At 31.5% G+C, this 19,591-nt stretch carries 17 protein-coding genes; 4 read left to right on the forward strand and 13 right to left on the reverse strand.

All coding sequences use genetic code 11. From position 1 onward, the window contains the following. Positions 1–1,288: T9SS type A sorting domain-containing protein (locus tag KO515_RS09000; RefSeq protein WP_215936039.1), on the forward strand; the 1,288-nt coding region annotated here is incomplete at its 5' end. Between the two features lie 127 nt (positions 1,289–1,415). Here the strand turns inward: KO515_RS09000 and KO515_RS09005 are convergent. The 13 genes from KO515_RS09005 to KO515_RS09065 all read right to left on the reverse strand — a co-directional run bounded on the left by KO515_RS09005 (position 1,416) and on the right by KO515_RS09065 (position 15,780). Beyond that, positions 1,416–2,534: an O-antigen ligase family protein gene (locus KO515_RS09005; RefSeq protein WP_215936040.1), complete on the reverse strand. Its 1,119-nt coding sequence runs from the start codon at positions 2,532–2,534 to the stop codon at positions 1,416–1,418. A gap of 23 nt (positions 2,535–2,557) precedes the next feature. Then, a complete protein-coding gene (locus KO515_RS09010) occupies positions 2,558–3,991 on the reverse strand; it encodes an MBOAT family O-acyltransferase (protein WP_215936041.1) in 1,434 nt (477 codons plus the stop codon). Positions 3,992–3,996: 5 nt separating this feature from the next. Continuing rightward, entirely contained in the window at positions 3,997–4,953 is a 957-nt protein-coding gene (locus tag KO515_RS09015; protein WP_215936042.1) for a DUF1574 domain-containing protein, read from the reverse strand. Further along, positions 4,954–6,057: a glycosyltransferase family 4 protein gene (locus KO515_RS09020; protein ID WP_215936043.1), complete on the reverse strand. Its 1,104-nt coding sequence runs from the start codon at positions 6,055–6,057 to the stop codon at positions 4,954–4,956. Between the two features lie 3 nt (positions 6,058–6,060). Continuing rightward, complete coding sequence (locus KO515_RS09025; RefSeq protein ID WP_215936044.1) at positions 6,061–7,158, reverse strand: acyltransferase family protein; 1,098 nt, start codon at positions 7,156–7,158, stop codon at positions 6,061–6,063. Between the two features lie 146 nt (positions 7,159–7,304). Further along, positions 7,305–8,336 (reverse strand): alpha/beta hydrolase family protein, encoded by a 1,032-nt coding sequence (locus tag KO515_RS09030; RefSeq protein ID WP_215936045.1) that lies wholly within the window; start codon positions 8,334–8,336, stop codon positions 7,305–7,307. A 52-nt stretch (positions 8,337–8,388) separates the two neighbouring features. After that, entirely contained in the window at positions 8,389–9,768 is a 1,380-nt protein-coding gene (locus tag KO515_RS09035) for a nucleotide sugar dehydrogenase (RefSeq protein WP_215936046.1), read from the reverse strand. Positions 9,769–9,909: 141 nt separating this feature from the next. Beyond that, on the reverse strand, positions 9,910–10,929 hold the full coding sequence (locus KO515_RS09040; RefSeq protein ID WP_215936047.1) for an NAD-dependent epimerase: 1,020 nt from the start codon (positions 10,927–10,929) through the stop codon (positions 9,910–9,912). 86 nt (positions 10,930–11,015) lie between these two features. Beyond that, positions 11,016–11,393 carry a hypothetical protein gene (locus tag KO515_RS09045; RefSeq protein WP_215936048.1) on the reverse strand — a complete coding sequence of 126 codons (378 nt, stop codon included), beginning with the start codon at positions 11,391–11,393 and terminating at the stop codon, positions 11,016–11,018. Between the two features lie 45 nt (positions 11,394–11,438). Then, on the reverse strand, positions 11,439–12,638 hold the full coding sequence (locus tag KO515_RS09050; RefSeq protein WP_215936049.1) for an alanine dehydrogenase: 1,200 nt from the start codon (positions 12,636–12,638) through the stop codon (positions 11,439–11,441). 109 nt (positions 12,639–12,747) lie between these two features. Then, a complete protein-coding gene (locus KO515_RS09055) occupies positions 12,748–13,281 on the reverse strand; it encodes a hypothetical protein (protein ID WP_252723827.1) in 534 nt (177 codons plus the stop codon). A gap of 265 nt (positions 13,282–13,546) precedes the next feature. Then, the gene (gene tsaE / locus KO515_RS09060; RefSeq protein WP_215936050.1) at positions 13,547–14,011 is read right to left on the reverse strand and encodes a tRNA (adenosine(37)-N6)-threonylcarbamoyltransferase complex ATPase subunit type 1 TsaE; all 465 of its coding nucleotides are present in this window, start codon (positions 14,009–14,011) and stop codon (positions 13,547–13,549) included. A 218-nt stretch (positions 14,012–14,229) separates the two neighbouring features. Next, positions 14,230–15,780 (reverse strand): bifunctional response regulator/alkaline phosphatase family protein, encoded by a 1,551-nt coding sequence (locus KO515_RS09065; RefSeq protein WP_215936051.1) that lies wholly within the window; start codon positions 15,778–15,780, stop codon positions 14,230–14,232. 41 nt (positions 15,781–15,821) lie between these two features. On the opposite strand from KO515_RS09065, the gene KO515_RS09070 reads away from it, so the two are divergent. Genes KO515_RS09070 through KO515_RS09080 form a run of 3 tightly spaced genes read left to right on the forward strand, consistent with a single transcriptional unit; the run spans position 15,822 to position 19,524 of the window. Then, positions 15,822–17,051 (forward strand): HD domain-containing protein, encoded by a 1,230-nt coding sequence (locus KO515_RS09070; protein ID WP_215936052.1) that lies wholly within the window; start codon positions 15,822–15,824, stop codon positions 17,049–17,051. 51 nt (positions 17,052–17,102) lie between these two features. Beyond that, positions 17,103–18,131, forward strand: coding sequence for a UDP-3-O-(3-hydroxymyristoyl)glucosamine N-acyltransferase (lpxD, locus tag KO515_RS09075; RefSeq protein ID WP_215936053.1), 1,029 nt, complete (start codon positions 17,103–17,105; stop codon positions 18,129–18,131). Continuing rightward, the gene (locus KO515_RS09080; protein ID WP_215936054.1) at positions 18,118–19,524 is read left to right on the forward strand and encodes a bifunctional UDP-3-O-[3-hydroxymyristoyl] N-acetylglucosamine deacetylase/3-hydroxyacyl-ACP dehydratase; all 1,407 of its coding nucleotides are present in this window, start codon (positions 18,118–18,120) and stop codon (positions 19,522–19,524) included. The genes lpxD and KO515_RS09080 overlap by 14 nt, the downstream gene beginning before the upstream one ends. Positions 19,525–19,591: the final 67 nt, after the last annotated feature.

Here is a 19,591-nt window from a genome sequence, read left to right on the forward strand (position 1 = left end):
TTATACTTGGAATACAGGAGAAACAAGTGCTTCAATAACGGTTAATCCTACTCAAACAACGACGTATACGGTGACCGTAACAGATAGTTTTGGTAACTCGGATACTGATAGTGTGATAGTCATCGTTAATGATTTACCAATAATATCTGTAAGTGAAAATATTACAATTGTTGAAGGGGAAAGTACAAGCTTATCAGTGAACGGAGCTGAAACGTATGTATGGAATACAGGTGAGACATCAAATACTATTATTGTAAGTCCTACTGTAACTACAACTTATAATGTTATTGGAATTACAAATTCATGTACTAGTGAGTTAAAGGAAGTAACCGTTGCAGTATCGCCATTGTTTAGAGCATCCGCAGGTTCTGATACCCGTGTTTGCGATAATCAAAGTTATGAAGTGATTTTAACCGCAAATGAAGGCGATAGTTACTTGTGGAGTACAGGTGAAACCACACAAAGTATTGTGGTTAGTCCATTGTCTACTGCAAATTACTCAGTTACGGTTACTCTTGGTGAGCAAACAGATACAGACGATGTAATGGTATTTGTAGACCCCAGTCCAGATGTAGTTATAGCAAATGGCGATAGTGTCGATATTTTAAGTGGCGACTTCGTTACCTTGTCTGCGTCTGGTGCTAATACATATCAATGGGATAACGGAGCTACGCAACCTAACATTGCTGTAAGTCCGTCTATCACTACAACTTATGAGGTGAAAGGATATATTGGCGATTGTTATGATGATAAACAAGTTACTGTAAATGTATTACAACCCGTAGTGGCAGATGCTGGGGAAGACGTATTGATTTGTATAGATGATAATACAACTTTGACTGCTAGTGGAGGAGATGATTATGTATGGAGTACAGGAGAGACTACACCTACAATCACGGTTTCTCCGACAGAAACAACTGATTATACAGTTACAGTATTTAATAGCTTAGACTTTGACGAAGCTACAGTTAGAGTAGAAGTTGATCTAGATTGTGCTATTGATTCAATACAGCCGATTGACGAAGACGAAGTAGAATTAAATTTTGATGTTTATCCTAATCCAGCATCAGATTTTGTTAATGTGAAAATAACAGGTACATTAAATGTTTCAGATATAAATATCTATGATGTAACAGGAAAGCTAGTGAAACATTCAAAAATAACCAATGAAAATTTCAGTTATACTACTACGACTCAAATTGGAATTCGTTCACTTCAGTCTGGTGTATATTTTGTTAAGCTTATTGATAAAAATAGAGCTATTACGAAAAAACTTTTGATAAATTAAACTTATAGCAAACAAAAAGAGGGCTGTTCCTTTGAGATAAGTCCTTTTTTCTTATTCAAAGCTCATACACGTTAGATTATAAGTACTTAGGATAGGTTTTTTTATTAAAATCTATTCTTAATAATGGCTACGAAAATTTCTTATTCAAAACTTCAATTTCATTATCATCGTTTCTTAGTTGATATATCTGATACTGTATCCAAATGGCTGCAAATGAAACATAATAAAATGTAAAAAAATTATGATTAGCCATCAAAAATAAAGACAACCCAATCATTTGCATTATTAAATTTGGCTTTTTATTGAAATATATTATACTCATAACTATTAGATAGCCTATATATATCATAAATAATATAAATGGAAGGATGCCGGCCTCACCAAGTACCGCCAAAAAGGTGTTGTGAGCGCCTAAACTTCCTAATTTTCCAGTAAATGAACCATATCCATTTCCAATTAATGGAGAGTCTAAGATGTCATCATAAAACATAGCCCAAGTATCTGCTCTTGAATCATCATTTATTTCCTCAGATGAAACGTCTCCATCATTATTAACAATACTTTTTAGTTGTTCAAACCTCGGATTGTTTAGGCCAACGACTTCATCAATAAAGAAAAGAGTACTTATTATAAGAAATCCAAGACCAAAAATTCTGATATTTTTGATACTTATTTTTAAAGAGATAACATTGAGCAATAACCAAATAACGATAAATGTCCTTGAGAAAGTTAATAATCCTGCTAGCGTAAATATAAATTGTCCTAATAATTTGATGTTTTTATTTTTTAGACCATATGTTGTGGCGTAACCTAATATACAGATAAAACCTGCCTCGTTAGGAGCCATATAGAAACCGCTATACCTGCCAAATTTACTTGTAAATAATAATGCTTCTAAAATAATAGATGTTGAACCTAATAACAAGAAAATATTATACTCTGATGTGCTAATATGTTTAGCCAATTCGTAGGCGCAAATGAGATAAATAAAATATTTTATAATTTCCATAATGAATGGAAAAGTAAGTCCTTTAAATTGTAACCCACCAATCATAAAAAAAAGAATAGAAATTATAATTAACCACCAATTAGGTGTAGTTTTTTGCTCTAAAAAATAGTATAATGCTAACAATCCAATTGAGGTGTAGCTTAATAGGGCACCTACAGCGCTTCCATATGCAGATAAGGCTGTTGAAGGTATATTTAATATAACTAATCCGAAGGTTATATATCTTAAAATTTTCAATTTAGTTCGTGTTTTAAATTATATTAAAACTGAAAATAAATAAATTCTTGCTGTTCTCCATTAAAACTAAAGATTAAAATAATTATAAAAAAATAAAACGACCATCGTAACGGTTTATAAATAACATCTATTTTATTTATGGCGTATTCACCAGATCGACCTAACCACTCAATACAAATAAAGAATACTAATATAGCTAATATGGAACTTGGAAATAATTCAGGCTTAGAGAATAAAGAGCTTGTAAACATGTTTTTTAAATAAGAGAACGCATGAGTAACATTATCAGCTCTAAAAAAAACCCATGCGATTAACGTTATGAAGAAAGTAGTGCCTATTTGATAAAGTTCTATTATACTTGGAAGGAATTTTCCTTGGGCCACCATATCTGTATTAACTCTGTTTTTATTAAGTAGCAGTAAGGGTAGAAAATAGATGGCGTTTAATGTGCCCCAAACGACAAAGGTCCAATTAGCACCATGCCAAAAACCACTTACAATAAAAATGATAAAGGTATTTCTTATTTTCATTTTTAAACCGCCTCTGCTACCACCTAAAGGAATATATAGGTAATCTCTAAACCATGTAGATAAAGAAATATGCCAACGTCTCCAAAACTCGGCTATATCTCTAGAAAAATATGGGAAGGCAAAATTTCGTTTTAAATCAAAACCAAATAACCTAGAGATACCAATAGCAATATCTGAGTATCCTGAAAAATCACCATAGATTTGGAAAGCAAAGAAAAACGCACCTAACAATAAAGTACTACCAGAGTAGTCTTCGTGATTGTTAAAGATGATATTAGCATACTTTGCGCAGTTATCGGCGATAACTATTTTTTTAAATAGGCCCCAAAGTACTTGGCGTAACCCATCTACAGCGTTACAGTAAATAAATTGTCGTTCTTTATAAAATTGTGGCAACAAGTTGGTCGCTCTCTCTATTGGTCCTGCTACTAATTGAGGAAAAAAGCTAACAAAAGCCATGAAGCCAATAAAGTCTTTAGTTGGTTCTAATTTTTTACGGTATACATCAATAGTATAACTTAATGTTTGAAAGGTGTAAAAGCTAATTCCTACAGGTAAAATGATATTAAGCGTATTAACACTGAGCTCAGTACCAAAAAACGTAAAAGAATCTATGAGGCTATTAATAAAGAAATTGTAGTATTTAAAGAAACCTAAAAATCCAAGATTGACACAAATACTAATCCATAGTAAAAGTTTACGTCTAGACTGGTCTTTAGTAGAATTTAATAATAGACCTATGGTGTAATCTACCACAGAGCTAAATAATATTAGAAACAAAAAATGCCAATCCCACCAACCATAAAAAACATAACTAGAAATAGCAAGAAGAATATTCTGACTTTTAATTCTTTTATCGCCAATAAGCCAATACAGCGTAAATATTATTGGCAAAAAAAGAAAAAATTCTATAGAATTGAAAAGCATAAGGTTTAATTTTCTTTAATGGTTTCAATAAGTTGTTTACTAGCCTTTTCTGCTCCTTTATAGTTTAGATGATGATAATCAGTGAAATCGGTATCCGTGTAGTTATATTGTTTGTAATACCCCAAGTCGTAGTAGGTTATTTTTTTGAGTTTAGAAAACTTATCATAGTAGTCTCTCTCATCAGTTTTCGAAGTTATTGCAACACGCGTTGGAGGATAAGGGGTTCTTATATAAATTATTTTAATGTTCTTAGCTTTAGCTAATTTTTCAATTTTATAGAAGTATTTTTTAAATCTTGATTCATTAAAGGTTGTAGTTTCTAAATTGCCTATAGGTTCAAAAGACTTTATTTGCTTAACTGTTACTGTCGTGGTATCATATAGGTAGCCTTTAATCCATATCTCTGATTTCTTTTTTTCTTTTGTATTAGAAACTAGAGATATAAGATCTTGTTTGATATAATTATTGAATTTTAATAGTGGTAATACGTAATTGACGATGCCTTTTTGTCCATATCCGTCCGTTACCAAATCATATTTATTTTTAGTAGAATTAAAAAATGATGCATTTGAAAATATTTGATAAAAATCATGGCTATTATCCGATGTCTCAAAGTATAATTCTAAAACTACGTATTTTGGTCTTTGGTAATCTAATATTTCTTTTAAAGAATAATAGGACTCTGCAATATCTTGTGCTGACGTACCCATATTATAAGAGTTTAGATTTAAACCTTCATCTATTATTTCTGGATTAAAAGCGGTATACATCCTGCTTGAACCAAGTATAATTAAATCATATTTGTTTTTATTTGTATGAATATCAGTCCATTTTAGGTAGTTTTTGTGCGTTTTATTTTTAATAGCTTTATATGCTGGGTATTCATAAAAAGCGAGTATAATCAAATTGATTAATGCAAATAAAAATAAACCATAAACAATCTGTTTTAAGAACTTTTTCATTTAAGTTAAATGTCTTAATATTAAATTTTTCCAACTTGAACTTACATAAGAGTCTAGAAATTTTTTGGTAGTTTCCTTAGATTTAATTGAAAATAACATCTGTAAATCTTCATTGTTTACCAACTCACCTAATTTTTCAACAAACATAGCTTGATTGTCTACAGGGACTAAAAAGCCATTTTTACCATCAATGATTAACTCTGATGGCCCATAATTACAATCCGTAGATAATGATGGTAATCCATAGTGCATTGCTTCTAACAAAACATTTGGAAATCCTTCAGCCTTTGAAGCAAATGCAAAAATTTTAGCTATGTTGTAATAATCATGTACGTTTTTAACTTTAGATACGATTTGAACTTTATGAGCCAAATTCAATTCTTTTATCAAAGTTATTAATTTAGATTTATTTGGGCCATCTCCAATTAATACCAATTTCCAATCACTCAATTTAAGATTATGAAAAGCGTAAATAATTTTTTCTTGTCTTTTGTCATCATTAAAAGTGCCGACAGATAAAATGATGTTCTCTCGGTTAGTACTATATGCTCTCCTAAGTTGAGATAATTCTGTAGATATAGGATTAGGTAAAACCACTATTTCCTTTGATTTTAACATTTGGTTATACACTTGCTTAACTTTTTCAGTTTGTACTATTAAACAATTGGCTTTAGGGTATATAAATTTTCTAAGTATTACCCAAAATCTCGGTATATCACTTTTTAAAGGGTCATTCCGTTCACTTATCAAACAAGGAATTCTATTCAATTTGGCAGCTAAAACGGCTTTTATATTGGCTTGTGTAATAAAACCAATTAGTAAATCAATCTTCTCTAGTTTTGCGATTTTGCTTACCTTTTTGAGAATATTATAATTTAATTTTAATGAATCAATAAAAGACTTTGGTCGCGGCAATTCTTTAAAGCATGAAATTACCTTAACGGAATTATTTAATTTATAAAAGGGGGCAGTCTCAATAAAAGTAATTATTGTCACATCAAAATCTTCTGATAGGCTGTTGCTTAAATTAGTTATGACGCGTTCTGCCCCGCCTGGTGTTAAACCTCCAATTACGAAAGCTATTTTCTTTTTTATCCGCTCCAAAACCTAGATTGATTTAGTGTTTAGTTTATTCAAAAATTTATTTTTCTTAAGCTTTTGGCTCATATAAGTTCCTAAAGGTTTTTCAATAAACTTATTTATTAAATATGAAACTAATAACATACCCGTTATTACAATGAACAACAACATCCACTTATTCACATAACCACCAAAATTATTAAATATTATATATCCTATTTTTTGATGAATGAGATATAAAGGATAAGTTAAGATACCTAAATATAAAAACACCTTTTTGTTAAACATCGATAATTTATTAGTGCTGAGTAAAAACAAAATCACAAAGAATAGTGTTATTAATATGCAAACAATGGTGAAATCGTAAGCATTATCATATTTCAGGTTACGTTTTGCAGTATCCTCGAATGCAAAATATATTGCTAGTATGTAAGAAATAATAATTGGTAAACTATTTTTAATTATATTTTTTTCAGATTTTATTAAGAAAAAGAACATACCAGCTACAAAGTAGGGGCTTTTACTTGCAAAACACATAAAGTATATAACTTTCATAAATGTAGGGGCTTCTGAAAAAGGAAGTATAATTTGTGTTATAGCAATGAGTAATAAAAGCCAAGAAAAAACTTTAATATATTTGATAATTCTAAATAGGAGCAATAAACTAATTAGAATATAAAATTTTAATTCTATTACTAAAGACCAATAGACACCATCTACGTGTTCTATGCCAATAAAACCATTAAACATTGTTAGATTAATTAAAACTTGGTCTAGCGTTACATTAAATAAAGGTCCTCCATAAAGGGATATGATTGTAGCAGTTAATAAAACACAAAACCAAAATGCAGGATATAATCTTGTAAAACGGGAAATGCAAAATTTAATAAGGTTAGAGTTTTGAGCAGACATTAAAATTACAAAACCACTAATCATAAAAAATAACTCAACCCCCAAATAACCATATTTAGAAAACCCTTCTAAAGGTGAAAACTCTAAAATTGAATAGTTGTCTTTAGCATATCCTCTAAAACAATAATGATAAAGTACAACATATAGAGCTGCTAAAAATCTTATTAAGTCTAAATGATATAATCTTTCTTTTTTAACTGTAGTAACACTCATTAATAATGCAAAAATATTTAGGGTTCAAATATGTAAAAAAGTATTCGATTATGGCTCATTTTTAAGTTAATAGGGTGAAAAATTCGTCATGTTTCAAATTAATAAATTTTCATATTGATTATATTGATAATGAGTGTATTAATGCTTTAGTCTTCATTACTCGTATTAAGTAAATGATTAAACGCGAATTCCGTCAACATTTCGTGGTCTCCGTCAAAAATAGTTAAACTAATATTCTGATATTCTTTTTTAAAAAAAATGTCTCTATCGGCAATTCTTCCATATTCACCTAAAGATTTTCTATTTTCTAGTAAATTTAACTTATCATTTAAGGTAACGTATTTTGTAGAGTCTTCTACATAAAGATCGGTTAATAATTTATTATAAAAATTTATTGAATGTGTAATTGGTACACAACCTTTAATTCCATCATACACTCCAGCAAAGATATGCAATTCTTGATTTTTTAATTTTTCAACTGGTGTATGCCAATAAATTGGAGATTTCCGTTTTGCAATTTGAATATTTAATTTGTTTTTAGATTCTGTACAATCTAGTATATTTTGTGCATAAATAGTGTTCCGGATCTCACTCTCATTATGCCATGAAATCAAGTCGGATATAGAAGCCCATGCCGAAAACTTCCTAATTTTATGTTTAGACTTCATAAAAGTGCTTAACGTTGCGTAACCACCACCACTCAAACCAATGACAAAAATCTGGCTTGTATCCACATTAAAATTTTCAATAGCATATGATATGGCATCATCAATATCCGATAGGACTAATTCACTAGAACATGCATATTGTGTATTATTTGGACCGCGAAAATTTGGATGAATATAATTAATATCTTTTCTCAGGCATAGTTGAGCTAAAGCATCATATTGAGCGTAATCTCCACTCCATGTATGTAAACTTACTATTAGGGGTTGAGATTTTAGAGACTTTGATTTATAGCTATATGATTTCTGTATCGTCTTATCAACACTAGATTCAATATTAACGATATCAAATTCATTTCCCCATTTATCTTTCGCATCGTTTTGATATGTATCAAAGAACGAGTTCTTGATAAGTGTCCATCCTACTTTGTGGTTTGTTAGATAAATACCGATAATAATTCCAAAAAATAAAGTAGTAATAAATAAGATCAATTTTAGAATCTTGTTTTTCATTACTACTTTATTTTTACGAATTATATATTTTCAAATAATTAAATTTCTTTTATTATTTACCAATCGAAGAGTATTCAAATCCTATAGTTTCCATTTCGGTTTTGTTTAAAATATTTCGACCATCAAAGATAAATGCAGGCTTTTTCATATTGTCATATATTTTCTGCCAATCGTAGGTTTTAAATTCATCCCACTCGGTCATAATTGCTATAGCATGTGCATCTTTAGCTGTTTCATAAGGTTCGTCGAAAGAAGTCACTAATTCATTGTTTTCTTCTGCAGATCTTGTATTAAGATAATTTAGATCTCCTTGTACTTTTTTACTATTTACTTTCGGATCGTATACTGCTATATGTGCTTGTTCATTTAGTAAATGATCTGCGACGTATATTGCAGCTGATTCACGTGTATCATTGGTGTCTTTTTTAAATGCCCAACCTAACATAGCAATTTTCTTACCAGACACAGTGTTATATAATGTACTGATTAAGTGATCTGAAAAACGTCGCTTTTGATGATCATTTAAAATAATCACTTGTTCCCAATAGTCTGCAACAGCATTAAGGCCATAACTTCTAGCAATGTACACAAGATTTAAAATGTCTTTTTGAAAACAAGACCCCCCAAAACCAATAGACGCATTTAAAAATTTTGGACCAATTCTAGAGTCCATTCCTATAGCTTTTGCTACTTCGTTTACATTGGCTTCTGTATGCTCACACAATTCTGAAATAGCATTAATTGAAGAGATACGCTGAGCTAAAAAGGCATTAGCAGTTAATTTTGATAACTCAGAAGACCATACATTAGTTCTTAATATTCTGTCTTGTGGAACCCAACTTCCATAAACGTTTGCAAGGCTCTCAATGGCATCTTCAGATTCTCCACCAATTAGAACACGATCAGGGTTTAATAAATCTTGAATCGCTGTTCCTTCTGCTAAAAACTCTGGATTAGATAAGATTTCAAACTTTACATCATTTCCTGTATTATGCAGAATACTTTTTATGGCTTGAGCCGTTCTTACAGGTAACGTAGATTTCTCTACAACTATTTTATCGGTAGTGGCAACTTCTGCAATATTTCTAGCACATAATTCTACGTACTTCAAATCTGCTGCCATACCTTTTCCTTTACCATAAGTTTTGGTAGGTGTATTTACAGATATAAAAATCATTTCAGATTCTCTAATTGTCTCATCTATATCAGTAGAGAAGAATAGATTTTTTCCTCTTGTTTCTTCAACAATCTCAGCTAATCCTGGCTCATAAATAGGAAGTTTTGAAACATCTTTGTCATTCCAAGCAGCGATACGCTCTTCATTTATATCAACAATTGTAACTTTTATGTTTGGATTCTTTTTTGCTATTACTGCCATCGTTGGTCCTCCAACGTAACCAGCTCCAATACAACAAATCTTTGTGATTTTCATTTTTTTTTATTTTTGTTTATAATGATTTGAGTCAAATTTTAAAATGTATTCAAATTTGAGATATTTAATTAATATTTTATGTCTACGAATTTTTATTACAATATTATAATGAGAAAAGTAATTTTCTACAAATTTAAGTTTTTAATTGTAATAGTCTTTAAACCAATCGATGAAAGATTTTACTCCATCTTTTATTGACGTATTGGGGCTATAATCGTAATCTTTTATCAATTCATCTACATCGGCCCATGTGCGTACTACATCTCCTGGCTGCATTTCCATCATATCTTTTGTGGCTACTTTACCTAAATTAATTTCGATTTCTTTTATAAAATCTAATAGCTTAACAGAGTTATTGTTACCAATATTATAAAGTTTGTAATATTCTTGGGACTCAATTCGATTTGAAGGTGACTTTTCAATAATTCTCACCACACCTTCCACAATATCATCGATATAAGTAAAATCGCGCTCCATTTTACCATGATTAAATACTTTAATAGGTTTGTCTTTTACAATAGCATCTGTAAATAAAAACATTGCCATATCTGGTCTTCCCCATGGGCCATAAACCGTAAAGAAACGTAAGCCTGTTGTAGGGATTTTGAACAGATGGCTATAAGTATGTGCCATCAGTTCATTGCTCTTTTTAGTGGCTGCGTATAAACTAATAGGATAATCTACGTTGTCGTCCGTAGAAAATGGTATTTTTTTATTCATTCCATAAACACTTGAGCTACTCGCGTAAACAAAATGCTTAATAGCATTGTTTCTGCAGCATTCTAAAATATTGAGAAAACCAACTAAATTAGAATCCACATATGTTTCAGGGTTTTCAATACTATAACGTACTCCTGCTTGAGCAGCAAGATTACATACAATATCAAATTTTTCGTTTTTGAATAATTTTGGAAGTTCCTCTCTATCTTCAAGATTTATTCTTACAAATGTAAAATCTTCAGAATGACTTTGGCAGAGGGTATTATATTCAGCTGCTTCAGTCTTAGAGATACCTAATTCTTTTAGTCTAGAATATTTTAAGTTAACATCGTAATAGTCATTTATGTTGTCTAGACCAACTACTTGATGACCTTTAGATAGGAGAACTTTAGAAGTGTAAAATCCTATAAAACCTGCTGCTCCTGTTACTAGTACTTTCATATTATAGATAAATTCATTAAATAATACTTCAAATATTATAATTTAGATTGAAACCTCTAAATTATATATGAAACAATTTTATTTTATTAGTTGTTTGTATAATTTATATCGAGGACTGTCGCTAGTGAATCACAATTTTTAATCATTAATTCTAAATTACGGTCTTTATATATGTTTTCTATAAGATAGATTTTACAAGAATCAATTTCTGTGTTGCTCTTAGAAAAATCCACATTTCCATATTTGACCAAATTATTAACTATAACGGAGTCTAAAGATTGTTTTATTATAAAAACAGAAGCTTTGTCAGAATATGTAAACGGTTTTGAACTAATATTTTTAACTGTTCTGGCGTTTGGACTATAATCACAAGATGCATCTTTTCCATTTAAAAAAAACATAAGTAGCAATAAGCCAATTACAAAACCACCTAAATAATAGGCAAAGCGATGTATAAATTTCATAGTCGTGAAAAATTTCTGTCAAAGCAATAAATCGATTTGTACAGATTAAAAAATTAATAAGTTGGCATCACTATACTCTAATTGAAACCATTCTGCAACGGATTTATTAGTTAAAATACCGTGGTAAAAATACAACCCATTTTTTAAACCGCGGTCAAAACGAAGCGCATTTTCTATACCACCATATTCACCAATTTCTAAAAGGTAAGGCGTAAAGATATTGCTTATGGAGACTGATGCAGTTCTTGAGTAACGTGCAGGAATATTAGGTACACAATAATGAATTACTCCATTATGCTCAAATGTAGGACGGTCGTGAGTGGTTACTTCACTTGTCTCAAAACAACCTCCCATATCAATACTAACATCAATAACTACTGAGCCTGATTTCATGTTAGACACCATACTTTCAGTAACGATTACAGGAGCGCGATTGGTTCCTCTAACGGCACCAATGGCAACGTCACAACGTTTTAAGGCTTTTAATAAGGTTTTAGGTTGCATCGTGGATGTATAAATGGTGCGACCTAAATTATTTTGAAGACGACGTAGTTTTGTGATGGAACTATCAAATACTTTGATATTTGCACCTAGTCCAATTGCAGAGCGGGCTGCAAATTCACCAACAGTGCCAGCACCTAAGATAACAACTTCTGTTGGTGGTACACCATTTATATTACCCATCATTAAGCCATTGCCACCATTTGCATTTGAGAGAAGTTCTGATGCAATTAAAATAGAAGCTGTGCCTGCAATCTCACTTAAAGAGCTAACTGCAGGATATTGACCATCATCATCCTTTATGTATTCAAAAGCTAAAGCTGTAATTCGTTTTTTTGCCAAAGCTTCAAAGTAAGATTTATTTTGAGTTTTTATCTGAAGTGCGGAAATTAATAAGGTTTGTGGATTTATAAGTTTTATTTCATCTAAAGACGGTGGTTCTACTTTAAGAATAATAGGGCAGGAGTACACTTTCGCGGTATCCTTAGTCACTTCTGCACCAGCTTCACTATAAGTTTTATCTTTAAAATTAGCGCCCTCGCCTGCGCCAGACTCAAATAATACACGGTGACCGTTGGCTGTTAATGCAGAAACAGCATCTGGAGTTAAACATACGCGTCGTTCTTGAAAATGTGTTTCTTTAGGAATTCCAATAAAGAGTTCGCCTTTTTGCTTGTGAATTTCTAAGGTTTCTTCTTGTGGGAGTAGCTGGGCTTTGGTAAACGGTGATAGAGAAATGCTCATTATATCAATTACTTTAGTATTGTCATTGCAATATAACGAATAACACTAAACAAAAGAAAGTATTAAAATAACTTAAATTATGAATAATTTTTAGAAATAGTTGATTCCTTTAAAAATACTGTTTGATTTTCCCCCATAAACCTTTTGGTTTAATCATAAATTCTTCTTCAAGTTCTTCAAGTGTTTTATCTGCAGTATTAATTTTATTGAACATTTTTGCTCTAATTAAGTAGATAGAAGGTACTACAATAACTAGAATAGGAAGTAGAACCACAAATGTACCTTCGTCGAGTCTTCCGGCTTCTGAATTCCAACTATTAACGGATTGAAACACGTACATTACAATAGGTACTAAAAGGGCATGATACCACCAGTGACGGCATGTAAAGAACCAAATAGTTAACAATATTAGTGGAATTAGTTTACTCGTGTAAACCCACATGGCGTACTGAGCTTCTTCCCAAAAACCACTATCATAAGTAAATAAAAAAGTGTCCCAAACTCGACCGGATGGGACACTCTCATGTAAAGAATATAAAAGAGGAGTTGAAACTATTATAGTGGCAATTATTGTACCAACTATAGCAGTTCTACTTAATCTTTTATTAGCCGTTTTTAACGAGCTTTCTGAGCTTCTTTTCAATTTTTGTTGTAGTCTGTCCATCTAAGTCAATAATGTTAGTAGCTTGTGCAGTAAATAACATTCCTCCGAAGATAGCAATTGCTAGTACTAAATTTTTTTTGGTTTTCATAATTTAAGGGATTTAATTAATTAATTTATTCAAAAGTAAGTTCGTTGTTAGGCACTTACAAATGTAAAACTGTTAAAATCCAAGAAATATGAATTTGAAATTACGGTTTTTCCGTAACACTAGTATAATCTTGTAGGAATAATATTATAGTTTTATCTAAAACTTCTGTATTGTCATAGCTGTTTTTTGGGTTGATTTTTTTTCGTTTATTGTTAGTTTGAGGGATCTTTTATTGTCTTGTATGTCAGTAATGGTAAGAGTTTGTACATCAATTGGCACAAGTTCTTCTATGCGTTCAGACCATTCCATAAATAACCAATGGTTACTGCTTAAATAATCTTCTATACCAAAATTATAGGCTTCTTCTATAGATTCTATTCTATAAAAGTCAAAATGGTAGACTTTATCATTTGGTATGCTATATTCATTCACAATTGAGAAAGTTGGGCTAGTAGCAACATCATTACTTTGCATTGCTTTTAAAAGCGCATTTATAAATGTGGTTTTACCCGCTCCCATTTTGCCATTAAAGAGTACAGTCTTTGTATCTAAATGTTTTAAAACACGAGATGCTGTAGCATCTATATCTCTTAAATGGTATGTGATTTCAATTGTTGTCATTGAATAAATTAAACATTTTAAGATTACAATAGTAGGTATATTTTTTTAAATAACCTAAATAAATATGCATTTCGTCGGATTTTTTGTGCAGTTTAAAGGTTTTTATTGTGTAGAACAGGTCAGAAGCCATAATCATATTTTTCAAAATAAAGTATAAAAAACGATGCTAAAGTTCATCTAGCATCGTTACACTATTATATTATAAAACTGATAATACGCTATGCTTTAGGATCCAATACAACAAATGGAATAATCATTTCTTCTAAAGATACCCCTCCGTGTTGATAGGTGTTTCTATAATAACTGACGTAATGATTAAAGTTATTTGGATATGCTAAAAATAAATCACCTTTCGCAAAGATAAAAGAGCTGCTCATTGTTAAAGCAGGTAAATGAATCGACTTTGGATTCTTAATGGCTAAGACGTCTTTATCCTCGTATGTTAAACTTCGGCCTGTTTTATAACGTAGATTTAAACTAGTGTCTCTATCTCCAATAACTTTGGTTGGTGCCTTTACATTTATAGTACCGTGATCTGTAGTTAATATTAATTTGAAACCAAGTTGTTGTGATAGTTGAATCATTTCTAATAAAGGAGAGTTCTTAAACCAACTTACGGTAAGTGATCGGTATGCTTTATCGTTAGAAGCTAATTCTTTAACAACTTCCATTTCTGTTTTTGAGTGCGAAAGCATATCTACAAAATTGTAAACAATGACATTGAGATCGTTATTCTTTAAAGATCTAAAGTTCTCAACTAATTTTTTTCCCGCTTTTAAATTGGTGATTTTATGATATTCATGTTTTAGATGGCCTAATCCTAAACGTTTTAATTGTTCTCTTAAAAAATCGCCTTCATGCATGTTTTTGCCTCCTTCATCCGTATCATTTTTCCAATACTGAGGAAATAAACTTTCCATATCTGCTGGCATTAATCCAGAGAAAATAGCATTACGGGCATATTGTGTCGCCGTAGGTAGTATACTGTAAAATGCTAATTCTGAAGCTTTTTTATAATAATTATTAACAATAGGTTCAAAGGCTTTCCATTGGTCATATCGTAAGTTATCAATTACGACTAGCACTGTAGGTTGTTTGTCGCTTAATTCTGGGACCACTTTATCTTTAAATAAGGTATGCGACATTACAGGGGCATCTACTTTTGGTTGAAACCAATCTTCGTAGTTTTTTTCTATAAACTTGCCAAATTGCATATTGGCTTCTGTTTTTTGTGATTCTAAAATATCGGTCATTCCAACGTCTTCAATACTTTCAAGCTGTAATTCCCAATAAATTAATTTCTGATATAATTCTACCCATTCTTCATATGAGTTTACCATAGATAAATCCATAGCAATCTTTCTGAATTCTTGTTGGTAGTTAGATGTTGTTTTTTCAGATACTAATCGCGAATGATCCAAATTCTTTTTCAAACTCAATAAAATCTGATGCGGATTGACTGGTTTTATTAAATAATCGGCAATTTTATTACCAATGGCTTCCTCCATTATATATTCCTCTTCACTTTTAGTAATCATTACAACAGGCAAATTAGCACGACGCTCCTTAATTTCATTCAAGGTTTCTAGCCCAGTTAATCCTGGCATATTTTCATCTAAAAAGACGATGTCAAAATTTGTGTCCGTTATAATTTCTAAGGCCTCCGTGCCACTTTGGCATTTTGCCACCTGATATCCTTTTTGTTCTAAAAAAATAATATGCGGTTTTAGTAAATCGATTTCATCGTCAACCCAAAGAATATTTATCATGTTGTGGTATATTTGTTTTTTAATTATTGAAATTTAAAATTTTGCCTACAAAAAATAAGCTTAAAATATTTAACGATCCAATTTACGGATTTATTACTATTCCGAATTCGTTAATATTCGATATTATTCAACATAAATATTTTCAGAGATTGCGACGTATTAGTCAAATGGGATTATCTTATTTGGTTTACCCCGGAGCACATCACACCCGTTTTCATCACGCTTTAGGATGTATGCATTTAATGCAAAAATCTATCAATGTACTTCGTTTTAAGGGAGTTGTGATCTCTGATGATGAGGAAATAGGATTGTTAGTTGCTATACTTTTGCATGATATAGGTCACGGTCCTTTCTCGCATGCCATGGAGCATAGCATTGTAAATAATGTTTCTCACGAGGAAATTTCGTTGCGTTTTATGGAAGAGCTCAATATAGAGTTTAACGGAAGTTTAACGTTAGCCATTTCTATTTTTAAGAAAGAATACCCGCGCCAATTTATGTGCGAGCTCATTTCTAGTCAATTAGATATGGATAGAGCCGATTATTTAAAACGCGATAGCTTTTATACTGGAGTTGCAGAAGGTAACATTAATAGTGAGCGGTTAATCACTATGCTCAATGTGGTCAATGACCAATTAGTGGTTGAGGAAAAAGGTATTTTGAGCGTTGAGAAATTTTTAATTGCGAGACGTTTTATGTATTGGCAAGTGTATATGCACAAGACAGGTGTTGTTGCTGAGCAATTATTAATGGGGACTTTAAAAAGAGCGAAAGAATTAGTGCAGCAAGGAGTAAAACTAAATTGTAGCGATGGCTTATTGTATTTCTTATTATCGGAAATTAATGCGGATAATTTTAATGCTGAAACTTTAGCGGTTTTTTCAAAATTAGATGATTACGATATTGTTGCAGCAATGAAAGATTGGCAAAATCACGATGATTTTGTATTACGTAACCTATGTCAAATGATTCTTGAGAGAAACTTGTTAAAAGTAAAGTTGAAAAATAAGCCTATTAATTCCGCTGAATTAACAAGTCATTCTAAAGCATTAATTAAAAGACATAAAATCTCGCAACATGAAGCAGATTATTTTGTGTTTCAAGGAGAATTAATTAATCAAGCATATCAGAATAAACATCAAAAAATCAACGTTTTATTTAAGTCAGGAAAAATTAAAGATATAGTTAAAGCATCTGATCAATTAAACCTAAAAGCACTTAGTAAACCAATTACTAAATATTATATGTGCTATCCTAAAAAGAAAATGTAATCCTTTTTTTCTATTTTTGCGGAGAGCAACTGAAATACTAAAATCTAGTCTTTGAAATTTACAGCAGAAAAAATCGCAGATATTTTAGAAGGAACAGTGGTTGGTGACCCAAATATTGAAGTGTTTAAACTTTCTAAAATAGAAGAAGGCACTCAAGGTTCATTAACATTTCTATCTAATCTAAAATATACACATCATATATATACCACTGAGGCATCCATAACTATTGTGAATTCTAGTTTTGAGCCAGAGAAACCGATTTCTACAACACTTATAAAAGTTGAAGACGCTTATGAAGGGTTCTCAAAGTTGATGGAGTATTACGATCGAATAAAATCCTTTAAATTAGGAATAGAGCAGCCAAGTTTCATTGCCGAAACGGTAAAAGTCCCAGACTCTGCATATATAGGAGCATTTGCATATATTGGTAATAATGTTACACTTGGAGAAAACGTTAAAATTCATCCAAATGCTTATGTGGGAGATAATGTTAGTATTGGAGATGATACTACAATTTATCCTGGCGGTAAAGTGTATTCAGATTGTATAATAGGAAAACGGTGTGTAATTAACTCTGGTGTAATTGTAGGAGCTGATGGTTTTGGGTTTGCACCGAATAAAAATGGAAGTTATTCTAAAATACCTCAAATAGGAAATGTTATTTTAGAAGACGAAGTAGATATTGGAGCCGGTACAACGATAGATCGAGCGACAATGGGGTCAACAATTTTACGATTTGGGGTAAAACTTGATAATCAGATTCAGATTGCCCACAATGTTGAAATTGGTAAAAACACGGTAATTGCAGCACAATCTGGTGTCGCTGGTTCTACTAAAATAGGGGAACACTGCCAAATTGGTGGCCAAGTAGGTATTGCTGGTCATTTAGTTATAGGAAATAATGTAAAAGTTCAGGCGCAATCTGGAATAGGTAGAAACGTAAAAGATAATGAAGTCTTACAAGGTTCTCCTTCTTTCGGGTATACGGATTGGAATAAATCATATGTATATTTTAAGAACTTACCGAAGCTTGCAAAAACAATTAATGAATTAGAAAAAAAAGTAGATGGCAATAATTAAAACGGAAACGAAGCAAAAAACCATTGAAAAAGAAGTAACACTTACAGGTGTTGGGCTTCATACTGGTGCAGATGTAAAATTGGTATTTAAACCTGCTGAAGAAAATACAGGATTCGTATTTCAACGAACAGATTTAGAAGGCTCTCCAAAGATTGAAGCAGATGCTAATTATGTGACAAGTACACAACGTGGTACCTGTATGGAAAAAAATGGTGTAACGATTCAAACTTGTGAACATGTATTAGCCGCTTTAGTTGGTTTAGATATAGACAATGCACTTATTGAATTAGATTCTTCTGAACCACCAATAATGGACGGATCGTCTAAGTTCTTTGTGGAAGCCATTGAAAAAGCAGGTATCGTTGAGCAAGACGCGTTTCGTGAAGTCTATGAGATTACTCAAGTTGTATCTTATACAGATGAAGAATCTGGAAGCGAAATCATTTTAATGCCGGCAAGTACCTACCAAATTACTACAATGGTCGATTTTGGGACCAAAGTTTTAGGAACTCAAAACGCAACGCTTAATAAAGTTTCAGATTTTAAGACTGAAATTGCAGATGCTAGAACTTTTAGTTTTTTGCATGAAATTGAAATGCTTTTAGAACATGGTTTAATTAAAGGTGGAGATTTAAACAATGCTATAGTTTATGTAGATAAAGAGTTATCTGATGAGACTATGGATAAATTGAGAATCGCTTTTAATAAAGAGAATATTGCCGTTAAACCTAATGGTATTTTAGACAATCTAACTTTGCATCATCCAAATGAAGCTGCACGTCATAAGTTATTAGATGTGTTAGGTGACTTAGCATTAATAGGAACTCGTATCAGAGGTAAAGTTATCGCCAATAAGCCAGGGCATTTTGTAAACACACAATTTGCAAAAAAGATGTCTAAACTTATTAAAAACGAAAGAAGAAATAATGTGCCTCAGGTAGATTTGAATTCAGAGCCCTTAATGGATGTGAATCAAATTATGGATATGTTGCCTCACAGACAACCGTTTTTATTAATTGACAAGGTTTATGAATTAACGCCCAATCACGTTATTGGAATGAAAAACGTGACCATGAACGAGGAGTTCTTTAAAGGTCATTTTCCAGGTGCACCAGTTATGCCCGGAGTTTTAATTGTTGAAGCAATGGCACAAACAGGTGGCATTTTAGTTTTAAGTACAGTTCCCGATCCTGAAAACTACTTAACGTTTTTCATGAAAATGGATAAAGTAAAATTTAAACAAAAAGTAGTGCCAGGAGATACCTTAATTTTTAAGTGTTCTTTAATTACTCCAATACGAAGAGGAATTTGTCACATGCAAGGTTATGCTTATGCCAACGGTAAATTATGTGCTGAAGCTGAATTAATGGCGCAGATATCAAAAGTTAAATAAACATTAGAAAAATGAACCGAGCGACTTCTAATTAATCAAAGGAAGTTAACAACGTTCAAAAGCGAAC

This window comes from Winogradskyella psychrotolerans, from assembly GCF_018860545.1.
Classification (GTDB): domain Bacteria; phylum Bacteroidota; class Bacteroidia; order Flavobacteriales; family Flavobacteriaceae; genus Winogradskyella; species Winogradskyella psychrotolerans_A.

Excerpts from the sequence above, each read along its gene's own strand:
- KO515_RS09015 (WP_215936042.1), bottom strand. The coding sequence starts at position 4,953 with ATGAAAAAGTTCTTAAAACAGATTGTTTATGGTTTATTTTTATTTGCA.
- KO515_RS09045 (WP_215936048.1), bottom strand. The coding sequence starts at position 11,393 with ATGAAATTTATACATCGCTTTGCCTATTATTTAGGTGGTTTTGTAATT.
- KO515_RS09030 (WP_215936045.1), bottom strand. The coding sequence starts at position 8,336 with ATGAAAAACAAGATTCTAAAATTGATCTTATTTATTACTACTTTATTT.
- KO515_RS09025 (WP_215936044.1), bottom strand. The coding sequence starts at position 7,158 with ATGAGTGTTACTACAGTTAAAAAAGAAAGATTATATCATTTAGACTTA.
- KO515_RS09040 (WP_215936047.1), bottom strand. The coding sequence starts at position 10,929 with ATGAAAGTACTAGTAACAGGAGCAGCAGGTTTTATAGGATTTTACACT.
- KO515_RS09065 (WP_215936051.1), bottom strand. The coding sequence starts at position 15,780 with ATGATAAATATTCTTTGGGTTGACGATGAAATCGATTTACTAAAACCG.
- KO515_RS09080 (WP_215936054.1), top strand. The coding sequence starts at position 18,118 with ATGGCAATAATTAAAACGGAAACGAAGCAAAAAACCATTGAAAAAGAA.
- KO515_RS09010 (WP_215936041.1), bottom strand. The coding sequence starts at position 3,991 with ATGCTTTTCAATTCTATAGAATTTTTTCTTTTTTTGCCAATAATATTT.
- KO515_RS09050 (WP_215936049.1), bottom strand. The coding sequence starts at position 12,638 with ATGAGCATTTCTCTATCACCGTTTACCAAAGCCCAGCTACTCCCACAA.
- tsaE (WP_215936050.1), bottom strand. The coding sequence starts at position 14,011 with ATGACAACAATTGAAATCACATACCATTTAAGAGATATAGATGCTACA.
- KO515_RS09035 (WP_215936046.1), bottom strand. The coding sequence starts at position 9,768 with ATGAAAATCACAAAGATTTGTTGTATTGGAGCTGGTTACGTTGGAGGA.